At 62.3% G+C, this 12,057-nt stretch carries 11 protein-coding genes and 1 tRNA gene; 4 read left to right on the plus strand and 8 right to left on the minus strand.

Annotated elements, in window-relative coordinates:
* Window positions 1-3 precede the first annotated feature (3 nt).
* Window positions 4-2,430 (minus strand): DNA translocase FtsK 4TM domain-containing protein, encoded by a 2,427-nt coding sequence (locus tag RID42_04485; protein MEQ8246919.1) that lies wholly within the window; start codon window positions 2,428-2,430, stop codon window positions 4-6.
* Entirely contained in the window at window positions 2,427-3,614 is a 1,188-nt protein-coding gene (locus tag RID42_04490) for an aminotransferase class I/II-fold pyridoxal phosphate-dependent enzyme (protein MEQ8246920.1), read from the minus strand. Before RID42_04490 ends, RID42_04485 begins: the two co-directional genes overlap by 4 nt.
* A 127-nt stretch (window positions 3,615-3,741) precedes the next feature.
* Between RID42_04490 and RID42_04495 the strand changes: the two genes are divergently transcribed.
* Window positions 3,742-4,971: an FAD-dependent monooxygenase gene (locus tag RID42_04495; protein MEQ8246921.1), complete on the plus strand. Its 1,230-nt coding sequence runs from the start codon at window positions 3,742-3,744 to the stop codon at window positions 4,969-4,971.
* On the opposite strand, the gene RID42_04500 is transcribed toward RID42_04495, so the two are convergent.
* The 5 genes from RID42_04500 to RID42_04520 all read right to left on the minus strand — a co-directional run bounded on the left by RID42_04500 (window position 4,968) and on the right by RID42_04520 (window position 7,709).
* Window positions 4,968-5,345 carry a DUF971 domain-containing protein gene (locus tag RID42_04500; GenBank protein ID MEQ8246922.1) on the minus strand — a complete coding sequence of 126 codons (378 nt, stop codon included), beginning with the start codon at window positions 5,343-5,345 and terminating at the stop codon, window positions 4,968-4,970. The two genes, RID42_04495 and RID42_04500, sit on opposite strands and share 4 nt — an antisense overlap.
* Complete coding sequence (locus RID42_04505; protein MEQ8246923.1) at window positions 5,326-5,523, minus strand: Trm112 family protein; 198 nt, start codon at window positions 5,521-5,523, stop codon at window positions 5,326-5,328. Before RID42_04505 ends, RID42_04500 begins: the two co-directional genes overlap by 20 nt.
* A gap of 9 nt (window positions 5,524-5,532) precedes the next feature.
* Window positions 5,533-6,207: an LON peptidase substrate-binding domain-containing protein gene (locus RID42_04510; GenBank protein MEQ8246924.1), complete on the minus strand. Its 675-nt coding sequence runs from the start codon at window positions 6,205-6,207 to the stop codon at window positions 5,533-5,535.
* A complete protein-coding gene (gene trxA, locus RID42_04515; GenBank protein MEQ8246925.1) occupies window positions 6,204-7,109 on the minus strand; it encodes a thioredoxin in 906 nt (301 codons plus the stop codon). The genes RID42_04510 and trxA overlap by 4 nt, the downstream gene beginning before the upstream one ends.
* A 96-nt stretch (window positions 7,110-7,205) precedes the next feature.
* On the minus strand, window positions 7,206-7,709 hold the full coding sequence (locus RID42_04520) for a prolyl-tRNA synthetase associated domain-containing protein (protein MEQ8246926.1): 504 nt from the start codon (window positions 7,707-7,709) through the stop codon (window positions 7,206-7,208).
* A gap of 105 nt (window positions 7,710-7,814) precedes the next feature.
* On the opposite strand from RID42_04520, the gene RID42_04525 reads away from it, so the two are divergent.
* A tRNA-Gly gene (locus RID42_04525) sits at window positions 7,815-7,889 on the plus strand.
* A 133-nt stretch (window positions 7,890-8,022) separates the two neighbouring features.
* Here RID42_04525 and RID42_04530 read toward each other — a convergent pair.
* On the minus strand, window positions 8,023-8,949 hold the full coding sequence (locus RID42_04530; protein ID MEQ8246927.1) for a TauD/TfdA family dioxygenase: 927 nt from the start codon (window positions 8,947-8,949) through the stop codon (window positions 8,023-8,025).
* 346 nt (window positions 8,950-9,295) lie between these two features.
* Between RID42_04530 and RID42_04535 the strand changes: the two genes are divergently transcribed.
* Window positions 9,296-10,564 carry a Xaa-Pro peptidase family protein gene (locus RID42_04535; GenBank protein MEQ8246928.1) on the plus strand — a complete coding sequence of 423 codons (1,269 nt, stop codon included), beginning with the start codon at window positions 9,296-9,298 and terminating at the stop codon, window positions 10,562-10,564.
* A gap of 422 nt (window positions 10,565-10,986) precedes the next feature.
* Window positions 10,987-11,979 (plus strand): calcium/sodium antiporter, encoded by a 993-nt coding sequence (locus RID42_04540; GenBank protein ID MEQ8246929.1) that lies wholly within the window; start codon window positions 10,987-10,989, stop codon window positions 11,977-11,979.
* The last annotated feature ends 78 nt before the right edge of the window (window positions 11,980-12,057 follow it).

Consider the following 12,057-nt stretch of genomic DNA (forward strand, 5'->3'; position numbering starts at 1 on the left):
GTCCTATTGTTCTTCGCGCGGGATGACTCGGGCAAGAACTTCGCGTTTGCCGACATGGTTGGCCTGGCTGACAACACCCTCGGCCTCCATTCGCTCGACGATTCGCGCGGCGCGGTTGTAGCCGATTTGCAGATGGCGTTGGACGAAGCTGGTCGAGGCCTTGCCTTCGCGACAGATCAGTTCGACCGCGCGGTCGTACATTTCGTCTTCCTTGTCGTTACCGCTGCCGGGTCCGGTCGACATCGGCGCGTCGGGTTCTTCGGTGATCGATTCGATGTAGGCCGGCGCGGCTTGGCCGCGCAGATGGTTGACTACCTTCTCCACTTCCTTGTCGTCGACGAAGGGGCCGTGGACGCGGCTGATCTTGCCGCCTGCGAGCATATACAACATGTCGCCCGAGCCCAGAAGGGTCTCCGCGCCGGGTTCCCCCAAAATGGTACGGCTGTCGATTTTCGAGGTGACCTGGAAACTGATCCGTGTGGGAAAGTTCGCTTTGATCGTACCGGTGATGACGTCAACCGAGGGCCGCTGCGTCGCCATGATCAAATGGATTCCCGCCGCGCGCGCCATCTGTGCGAGGCGCTGCACCGACGCTTCGATCTCTTTGCCGGCGATCAGCATGAGGTCGGCCATTTCATCGACGATGACGACGATGAACGGCATCGGCTCGAGGTCGAGCGGTTGCTCTTCGAAGACGGGCTCGCCGGTGTCCTGATCGAATCCGGTCTGGACAGTGCGGTTGAGGTTCTCGCCCTTTTTCTTGGCGTCGGCCAAGCGTTGGTTGTAGCCGGCGATATTGCGAACACCTAAATGGGACATCGCACGGTAACGCTGTTCCATTTCGCGCACGGCCCATTTGAGCGCGACCACGGCCTTGCCGGGTTCGGTCACGACCGGTGCCAGCAAGTGCGGGATGTCGTCATAGACCGACAACTCCAGCATCTTGGGATCGATCATGATCATGCGGCACTGTTCGGGCTTAAGCCGGTAGAGCAGCGAGAGAATCATCGAATTGATCGCCACCGACTTGCCCGATCCGGTGGTACCGGCGACCAAGAGATGGGGCATCCGCGCCAGATCGGCGAATACCGGTTCGCCGCCGATGTCCTTGCCGAGTGCAAGGGTCAGGGCCGAGGTCTTGCTGTCATACGCATCGCTGGACAGCAGTTCGCGCAAGTAAACCGTTTCCCGCCGCGCATTGGGCAATTCGATGCCGATCGCATTGTGGCCGGGAATGGTCGCGACGCGCGCCGAGATCGCGCTCATCGAACGGGCGATGTCGTCGGCAAGCCCAATCACCCGGGAGGCCTTGGTACCGCGCGCGGGCTCCAGTTCGTAGAGCGTGACGACTGGGCCGGGGTGAACTTTGGTGATTTCGCCGCGGACGCCGAAGTCCTCGAGGACACCCTCCAGCATGCGGGCATTCTGTTCGAGCGCGTCTTCGCTGATTGCGGTCCGCGCGACCTTGGATTCGGCGAGCAGGCTTAAGGGCGGCAAGGTCACTTCGTTGCCCGCGCCGAGGTCAAGCGATGCTTGAGCTTCAGCCGCGGCGCGGCGGCTTTTGCGCAGGCGCGGCACTGTTTTGGCGACACGGGTGACGGTCGGTTCGGGTTCCACATCCGGCCGGGCACCGCTGCGCAGCAACGGCTGCGGCGGTGCATCGTTCGCATCGCTTTCCTCTGTCGGCGTGTCCTGGTGGAGTAGCGCCGGTTCGACTCGCCCGCCATGGAGAACCGGCTCCCTGCGTTCGGCCCGGGCCTGGAACGGCCGCGCGGCGGTGAGCGCCCGGATGCGGCCAATCCCCCAAACGCCGGCCCGCGCCAGCGCGACGCCGATCCACGTCAGACGGCCCGCCATCGCGCGCCACTCGCGCGGCGACAGCCCAAGGGCGACCAGCGCTAGTGGTAGCGCGGCAAGGGCGAGGACCGCAGCCGTGAGCCAATCGCCCACCACCACACCCACCAACGTGCCCGCATCGCTCAATCCACCCTGGACGAGGGCGCCGACGATCCCGCCGACACTGGCGGCAACACCCCACTGTACGATCGGCGTCAACCCGTTAACCGCACCCGCGGCGAAGACGGCGGCGATCGGTAAAACCGCAATGTGAATCCACCCGAAAGGCAAGCCCCGGTGGCTGGTCAAGCGCCACGCCCAGGCGGCCAGCGTGAGGACGACCAAGACCGATGCCGCGCCGATGAACTGCAGACTGAGGTCGGCAAGGTGAGCGCCGACCGGGCCAAGGACGTTGCGTGTCGCGGTCGACGAGACGTTGTTGAAACTCGGGTCGTCGGGCGAGTAGCTGAGCAGCGCTGCAGCGTACAAACCGGCCGCGCCGAAAAGTGTCAGCCCGCCCGCCTCGATTAGGCGGCGCCGGAAGAAGGCGCCGGCGCCGGCAGGGAGAAAGGTCGTGCCTTGGCTCATGGTCATGATGGCAACACGCTGCTCAATCGGGTCAGGGCTTCTTCGGTCGTGGCATCGTCGTGGACAAGTGCAAGTCGGATATAGGGCGCGCCGGGGTTGGTTTCACCGGCGACATCGCGGGCGACATAGCCGCCAGGGAGAACCTTGAGACCGGCCTCGCGCCACAACGTTGCGGCGGCCGCTTCGCTGTCGCCGACATCGAGCCATAGAAAAAACCCGCCGTCGGGACGGTAAAACCCGAAACGATTTCCGACGATTCGTTCGGCGATATCGAATTTGCGCGCATAACGGGCGCGATTCTCGACGACATGCGCTTCGTCGCGCCATAACGCTGCCGCCGCAGCCATGACCGGTTCCGACGGGAGCGCGCCGCCGTAGCTGCGCAGAGTGCGAATCCGGCCGATCAGATCGGGATCGCCGGCGATGAAGCCCGAGCGCAGGCCCGGCACGCTCGAACGCTTCGACAATGAATTGAAGACCAACACATTGGTCAAGCTGCCGCTTGCCGCGGCGGCTTCCAGCATCCCCGGCGGCGGCGCGGCGGCATAGATCTCCGAATAGCATTCATCCGAGAGAACGACGAAGTCGTAACGCCGCGCAAGGTCGATCAAACGGGCAAGATAGGGGCGCGACGCAACGGTGCCCTGGGGGTTGGCGGGCGAACAGATATAGAAAGCGGCCGTGCGCGCCAACAAATCGGGGCTAAGGCTATCGAGGTCGGGCATGAACCCGGTCTCACGCGTCGCCGCCAAATAGACCGGCTCGGCACCGACCGCCACCGCCGCACCGGCGTAGGCGTGGTAGAACGGATTGGGGATCAGAACCGCCGGCTGCCGATCCGCCTTGCGCCGCGGGACGAAGACTTGGGGCGCAAAATAGAGGCCCTCGCGTGTACCAGACAGCGGCACGATGTGGCGCGCCCAGGTGATGAAATCGCTCGGCAGGGCATAGCGCGCGGTCAACCAATCGGCGACGGCGCGCAAAAATTTCTCGCTGCCGCGCAGCGGGGGATAGGCGCCGTAGGCGCCGCGGTGCTCGTAGAGAACCTCACCGACCCAATCGGGGTAGGGATGCTGCGGCTCGCCGAGCGACATCATGATTGGCGGCCGGCCAGGTTCGATCCCGTCGATAAGCCGGTTGAGGCGCTCGAAGGGGCTATCGCCGAGGGCATCGAGGCGCGGATTCAACATCGTATTTCTATCTTAAGAATCGTTCGTAACTTATACAAATAAAAAGATAAATTGCTCGCGAAACGTGAGCGCCCGCGACCCAGAGGGAACCATTTCCCTGCCCCAACGACCGGGTTAGGATCGAGCTATGGTCCAATCTCCAAAATCGCCCCGTCGCTGCGACGTTCTGGTTGTCGGCGGCGGCATGGTCGGCTCGGCAGTAGCACCGATCCTGGCCGCAGCCGGCCTCGATGTGGTGATGGTCGATCGCGAAGATCCGGCCGTGCTGACCAGCGCCCCGTTTGACGGCCGTGCCTCGGCGATCGCCTATGCCTCCCAACGGTTGCTCGACGCGACCGGCCTGTGGGCAGGCATGGCGGCGCACGCGGAACCGATTCGGGAAATACGAGTTTCCGAGGGGAACTCGCCTCTCTTCTTGCACTTCGACCATGCCGACCTCGGCGATGCGCCGCTGGGCTTTATGTTGGAAAACCGACACACACGGCAGGGGCTGTTTGCGGCGGCGACACGCACATCGGGCCTTGAGATCAGGCCCAAAACGACCGTCGAAAGCGTCGACGGTGGCGGCGCGCGGGCCCGGGTCACGCTATCTGATGGTACGACCATCTCCGCCGTGCTGGTGGTTGCGGCGGACGGTGTGCGCTCGTCTTTGCGCGATGCCGCCGGGATCCGCACGACCCAGTGGGACTACGGGCAAACCGCGATCATCGCCACCGTCGAACACGAACGACCCCACCGCGGCATCGCCCACGAGCATTTTCTGCCCGCCGGACCGTTCGCCATTCTCCCCCTGCAGGGCAACCGCTCCTCGCTGGTGTGGACCGAGAAGACCGAGGATGCTGCGCGAATCATGCGACTTGAGGCTGGGACCTTCGACACCGAACTACGGCGGCGGTACGGCGACTTCATGGGCCGGGTCGGGGCGGTCGGGCGGCGCTGGGCCTACCCGCTGCGGGTTTCGCTCGCCCACCGCTATGTGGCGCCCCGTCTCGTGCTGGTCGGCGACGCGGCGCACGGTCTGCATCCGTTGGCCGGCCAAAACCTGAACCTCGGCTACCGCGATATCGCGGCGCTCGCCGAAGTGTTGATCGATGCAGCACGGCTTGGTTTGGATATTGGGGAAAGCGACATTCTGCGCCGCTATGAAGCATGGCGCCGGTTCGACAATCTTACACTGTTGGCCGTGACCGACGGTCTGAACCGGTTGTTCTCGAACGATGTGCCGCCGATCAAACTTGCGCGCGGTTTGGGGCTTGCCGCGGTGCACCGAATTCCTGGAGTCAAAAAGTTCTTGATGTCCCATGCTCGCGGCACGGTGGGCACCAAACCCAGGCTGCTTGAGGGACGCGCGCTCTAGCCCAGCTCGCGCGACAGCTCTTTCTCGGCCATCTGGGCGAGGTAGCGTTCCCAGCGTTGGTCGAAGTCCCGACCCAGCTGGTAAAGGTAGGGCCAGGTGTAGATCCCAGTGTCGTGGCCATCGTTGAAGATCAACCGCACGGCGTAATGGCCGACGGCTTCGACATCGTTGATCCCGACGTAGCGTTTGCCCGGAACCACAATCTTTTGATCGGGGGCGTGGCCTTGTACCTCGGCCGACGGACTTTCGACGCGCAGATATTCGGCGGTGAACGTGAAGGATTCGCCGTTGGCAAACGAGACCGTCAAGGTCTTGTCGGCCTTCCGTAGTTTGATCTCGGTCGGTCGGGGCGGATTATTGTCCGGGTCGGTCATCCAGTCGCCGCGCCTCGTCAACCAACATGATGGGGATCCCGTCGCGAACGGGATAGGCAAGCTGGGCGGCATCGCTGACCAACTCCTGGCGCTCGCGATCGTAGCGCAGCGGTTGTTTGGTCAACGGACAGACCAGGATTTCCAGCAGTTTGGGATCGACCTCGGGCGTACCCGTCATCGCGGGCTCCTATTGCAGCTTGCGGTCTTCGTCGGCGCCGCCGTCGGCGACCGCCATTTGAATCAATGCGGCGATCAAGCGCCCGCGGTCGGCCGGGGTTTCGGCTTCCAAGATCGCTTGTTTTTCGCTCGGCTCGAACGGGCAGGTCATGGCCAGCGACCGTATCAACGGCGCATCGTCGACTTTTTCGAGGGCGTCCCAATCGATGTTCACGTCGAACTGGGTGAGGAAGGCCTTCAGCGACGGCATGAATGTGGCTCGGTCAATAAGTCCGGTCAGGTCGTCGCGGTCTTCGGCCATATCCGCGGCAAACCGGGCGTAGTCGACCGAGATACGCCGATAGAGCGTTTCGGTGGATTCTTCGCCGGTAACGTCGAACCGGCATACGCCGGCCAGCGTGATGAAGTAGCGGGCATCTTCGGATTCGCGGAACCCCACGATGCGGCCCAAGCATCCCGTGCGGTAAAGCGTCGGCGCCCATTCGTTGTGGTCGGGGTTGCGCGGTTGCAGGATGCCGATCATGCGGTCGCCGGCGATGGCGTCACGGGTCATGTCGCGGTAACGGTCTTCGAACAAATGCAGCGGCATCTGCCCGCCGGGCAACAGCAAAATCCCCGGCAGGGCAAAGACCGGAACGGACCGCGGTAACGCGTCGAACGGCGGCGTACCGGCGAAATGGGTCATGAGAACAAAAGGGCCGACAACCGCCGCCGACCGGTCTTGGTGAGGTCGTTGGTCGGGCCCAGGGCTTCGAAGATCTTCAAAAGCTGTTCCTTGGCCGCGCCCTCGTTCCACTGCGCGCCCTTCTTCATGATCTCGAGCAATTCGTCGATCGCCCCGGCGCTGTCGCCGTTGCCCAAGAGAGCCACGGCCAAATCGAAACGGGCCTGGTGGTCGCCGGGATTGGCCGCGACCTGGGCCCGCAATTCGCTCGGGTCGCCGGCCTCGCTCGCCTGTTCGGCCAGGGCGAGGGCGGAACGCGCAGCGGCGATGTCGGTGTGGTTCTCGTGTTCTTTTGGCACCAGCGCCAGGGTTTGGCGCGCATGGTCGAGATCGTGGTTAAGGACGTAGCACCGCGTCAGGCCACCCATCGCGACCGGGTTGCCGGGTTCGGCCTGGAGAACCTGGCCAAAGATGTTGGCCGCCGCCGCCACCTCGCCGTCCTCCAGCGCGGCCTTGGCCGCCTCCAATGCCTCGTCCACCGGCGATGGGCCGATCGCGCCGGCCAGCCGTTCGACGAAGGCCTTGATCTGGCTTTCGGGTTGGGCGCCGACAAAGGCGTCGACCGGCTGCCCCTGGTGGAACGCGAAGACCGCCGGGATGGACTGAATCCGCAGTTGCTGCGCGATTTCCGGGCTGTCGTCGATGTTGACCTTGACCAGTTTGACCTTGCCCTGGGCGGCCTTGACCACCTTTTCGATGACCGGGCCCAATTGTTTGCACGGGCCGCACCACGGCGCCCAGAAGTCGACGATTACCGGCACCTCCTGCGAGGCGTCGATGACATCCGCCATGAAGTGCTGGGTGTCGCTGTCTTTAATGAGGTCCGGGGCCGGAGCGCCGCCGCCGATCAGAGTTTCAACCATACATCGTCCGGGTGTTGGGTGTGGGATACGGGGCGGGCGCGCCGCCTCGCGTTGGCTTCAACATAATCACTGGTCCGGGCAATTGCCACCGGACGCTTAGACGAGATCGGCGAAGTCGAGAATGAGCGGATCGTGGCCGCACGAACGAATGAACCGCACCAGATCGGCCGCAGAGATGGCCGTCGTCGCGTCGTTGGTCAGGGGGTGGTAATTCAACAGCGGCAGGTCGAGCATGTCCTTGTCCAGCACGACACGGACCTGCCGTTCGGTATCGTTAATCAGCGCAAACGGCGTGACCGAACCCGGCACCACGCCCAGGACCTGGGCCAAGAGGTCGGGTTTGCCGAAGGAAAGCCGCGCCGAACCGATATTCCTGGGCAGGACCTTGAGGTCCACCGGGCGGTCTTCGAGCGCCACCAAGAGCCACAATTGGTCCTTCTTGTCCTTCAGGAACAGCGATTTGCAATGGCCGCCCGGCATATTGCCGCGCAGCAGGCGGCTTTCCTCGACGGTGAAGACAGGCGGATGGCGGTGGGTCGTCGTTTCGATCCCGAGATCGCGCATCCGGGCGAACAGGTCGCTCTCGTTGGCATGGGGCATTGCTGGCAACGATACCCGCCGTCCCGGCGGGTGCAAGCCCCAGATCCGGCCACCGCGGCGCTTCTTGCCAAACCTGCGGGGCCGCGCTATTTGTCCACTCCTCACGCGGGCGTAGCTCAGGGGTAGAGCGCAACCTTGCCAAGGTTGAAGTCGTGAGTTCGAATCTCATCGCCCGCTCCAGTTTCACGACGCAGAAAGCCCGCGGGAGACCGCGGGCTTTCGTGATTCTGGGGGGCTCGGTTACATGTTGGGGCTGTATGTGGAGCCCAGCCAGTAACGTGTCCGCCATTTCATATTGATCGCCCGTTCGTGTTCAGCGCCCTGCCGCCAGCACCGATTTGTTGCTCGCTGAGGGGTTGAACGCCGCCGCAAGGCTGTCCTCGAAGGTGGGTGCGAGTTCGCTTGCTGGCTCGCCGGAAATACGGCTGCCGCGCAGGTGCCGCGGCTGGCTCTCGTCGTAGGGGCAGGCGCGATGCATTAGGCAGCGGTTGTCCCAAACCACCAGGTCGCCCACCGACCAAATGTGCTTGTAGGTGCGCGGTGGCTGACAAGCCCAATCCAACAGCTCGTCGAGAAAAATTTGCGACGCCTCTGGCGTCATGCCCGGAATGTTGTGGGCATGACGGCCGGTGTAAATGGACCTGCGGCCGGTCTCCGGATGAACTTTAACGATGGGCCGCAGTGGCGCGCCTTTGTCGTGAAAGCCATACAGTTGATCGGTGTTGTGGATGTAGCCGCAGCGCGCCTGGGAATAGTAAAAGGAATGGTAAGCCGACAGGCTTTCGAGTCGCCGCTGGCGCGCCGGTTCGAGCGCGTCCCAAGCGGCGCGCATGTCGGCGAACTCCGTCTCCCCGCCCCGCGGCGGAATCACCATCGCCGACAGCATGGCGGCCTTGGAGGCCAGTGGCATGTAGGTGCTGTCGGTGTGCCAGCCTTCGTTGCCTTTGAGAATCCGGTACTGCTCGTCCGCTTCACTGGTTAGCGTGCCATCCGCCTTGATGTTGGCGATGGGGAACGTTGGCGTCTCGCCCTTCGGCGACATCTGTTCGAGTTCGCCGAATCGCGCAGCGAACCGGCCCTGCGCGGCGTCGTCGAGGTGCTGACCTGGGAACACCAATACGCCGTAGGTGAGAAATGCCGCGTGGATTATCTCCCAGGTCGCATCGTCGAGATCCGCCAGTGCGACGTTGGTGACCACGGCCCCGAATGCGACATCAATGGGCCTGATAGCGATGGTCATGTTCCGAATCTCCCCTTGATTCATTCCAATATCATGATGATGTCGAAAAGTGCCGACAAGCTAATTGGCTCAGCGCGATGAATCCCCTTTTGAATTCCGGCTGCCACCGCAGTTCCTCGGTTGCGGCTGCACGATTTTCTCAGCGCCGGAACCAAGTCCCGGGCTCTGCCGACGACCTCGTCCTCAAGAGCCTTCTCTATACTAGGATGCTTTAGTCAGCGCTTTCTTGGAGCCAATGGCTCACGATGACTCCCGGTCCGCTGAAATTGACATTCGGCGCGGAAAGTCAGACTGAAGAGATGAATCAGGAAAGCGGCGGTAATCCCCCGATCCCGAGGTGATCAAGATGCTCTTGAACGAACATCGCGCGCGCGAGGTAATGGCGCGTCATGGCCTGGACGGCCTAATCGCAACGTTTCCGCAGAACGTCTACTACCTGAGTGACTACTGGGATACTCAGTTTGATAGTCGCTGGCCCTTTTTGAATTACGCGGTATTGCCTATTCGCGAGGATGCGCCGGCAGGCCTAGTCCTGCGGACCGTCATGCTCGATCGGTTGTCACTGTTTCCGTCTTGGGTTCCGAACATTATTGCGGTCTCCGACTACTCCGGCCGCGAAAGAGCGGGACGTCGGGATGCTAAAACGGGCGAGCCTGAAGCGGTCCAATGGAAGGGCTGGCCCCGACGCAAAGGTGTCCAGCTATCTCCGCTGGAAGAGACGTGGGCGGCCAACGTAGACGAGCATGCAGACGATCTGGTCGCAACGCCCACGTGGGGGCTACGCAGGGCGTTGATTGACGCCGGAATCGAGAAAGGCAAGGTCGGTTGCGACGATCCTCGCGTACTCGGTTGGTTGCGGGAAATGGGTCTCGACAAGATAGAGGTCGTCGATGCTCTGAACATCTTTCGCGAGATTCGTATGGTCAAGTCGGCCACCGAAATTGATGTGATGCGGTGCGCGGCAAGCGTGAACGAAGAGGCGCTAGAGGCATCGGTCGCAGCGGCCCATGAATGGGCAACATGGAGCGAACTGGAAACCGTCTACCATGTTGAGCATTCACGACGTGGCGGACGGGGTGGCCACATTCTTACGGCCCTTGGAGGTCTTCCGCACGGGCGCGTTGTCGCAGGAGAGCCGTTCATGTTCGACGCGTTGGGGGAGTATCAACACTACTTCGGCGATCTGGGCCGAACAGCCGTTGTCGGCGAACCTAGCCCTGAATTGGCGCGGCGAATGAAAGCGATGCAAGCCGGGTGGCGCGCAGCTTGCGAGACCATTCGGCCCGGCGTCCGGCGATCCGCATTGATCGAATCTGTCGTCGACGCCGTACGCCGATCAGGATTTCCGGAATACTTCTATGTTTCCCCCCACAGTCTTGGCCTTGAACACACAGATAGTCCGATAATCGTAGGGCCACACACCCATGACGAAGCGACGGCCGACTATGTGCTGGAAGAAAACATGGTCATCAATGTAGACATGCCGTACTTCGAGTTGGGGTGGGGCAACCTCCATATCGAAGATACAGTGGTTGTCACGAAGGATGGCTATACACCGCTGACGTCGGAACGAACCGAGTTGCGGGTTTTGCCGATGCCCGGCTCGCTTACCTGACGATGAAGATCGACATTGCTTTATCATTTTCGGCGGGGGATTGGGTCCGGTTACCTCCGGCTTACGGTCACCAGCGTACGAATCATTTCGGGACCCGCAACTATACCCCTACATCTCCCGGAATGTGCCGAAGCGCTGTAATTTCGCGGATTCCGGCATGCCAAAGAGGCATTGCGGAAACTGAGGCGACGCACCATTTTTTTTCGGTTGCCAAGGTTAGAGTCGTGACTTCGGATCTAATCAAACCAGCGGGGGAAAGCGGGTTTCTTTTGCGTTGTGGTTGCTTTTCGTTCCCACTGGTCCATCAGGCGTCGCGGTCGGGACTCACAAAAATCTTTCCTATCCTCCTGTACAAGGCCTGACCGCATGGCCATTTAGGGCAAGCCGGTAACGAGTGGCACCGGATCGCGAAGGTCATCTGCATGATTGTCGATTTTGGATTGTTGTTGCTTGGCCTTGTGCTGCTGTTTTTCGGCGGCGAAGCGTTGGTGCGTGGCAGCGTGTCGATCGCCGAGCGTTTCGGCATTTCCAAGTTCGTCGTCGGTTTGGTGATTGTCGGCTTTGGAACCTCCGCGCCGGAAATGCTGGTGTCGGTACAGGCTGCGCTCGCCGGATCGCCCGATATTGCCATTGGGAACATCGTTGGCTCGAACATCGCGAATATTTTGCTGATCGTCGGCGTCGCTGCATTGATCGCGCCCATCGCGAACAACGACACATCGATTAGACGCGACATCATTGTCATGGTGGCGGTCTCGGCCTGGTTGGCAGTGATGCTTCGACGCGATGAACTTGGATTTGCGACGGGCGCGGCGCTGTTTGCCGCCTTCCTATTCTATCTGGTGGTGACGTACGTCTTGGAGCGTCGCCGTCAGGCCTCCGTTTTCGTCGAGGAAGCGAAGGCCGTCGAAGAAAGACCGCGCTCGCCCGGCCTTGCGGCGGGACTTGCCGGGCTGGGTATCGTGCTGTTGGTGGCCGGCGCCAAGGTGATGGTCGACGGCGCGAGCGGAATCGCCGCATCCTTCGGTATCTCTGAAGCAGTCATCGGTTTGACCGTCGTCGCCGTCGGGACATCGCTGCCCGAACTCGCGACGGCCATCGTCGCGGCTATACGCCGCCACGGTGAGGTTGCCCTCGCGAACGTCATCGGCAGCAACATCTTCAACATCCTCGCGATTCTCGGCGTCACGGCGCTCATCGCGCCCGTTCCCGTCGCGGCGCGGTTCGGCGCGGTTGATGGACCGGTGATGCTGGGTGTAGCGGCGGGCGCGGCTGTTCTATTGTTCGCGCGTAAACGCCTCGGGCGGCCCGTGGGCGCGATTCTTTTGCTGGCGTACGCTGTGTACCTCTACGTCCAAGACGACATCGGTGCCGGACCGAATTTGTCGACTGCGGTGGCCGCAAACCTTCTGTGATCATTCGGCCTTTTGCACCCGGCGTGCCGTGGTAGAAAGGCGACGGACCGAAAAAGCAAAGAGGGCGCCTCCCCGCCT

Source organism: Alphaproteobacteria bacterium (assembly GCA_040216735.1).
Classification (GTDB): Bacteria; Pseudomonadota; Alphaproteobacteria; order SHVP01; family SHVP01; genus CALJDF01.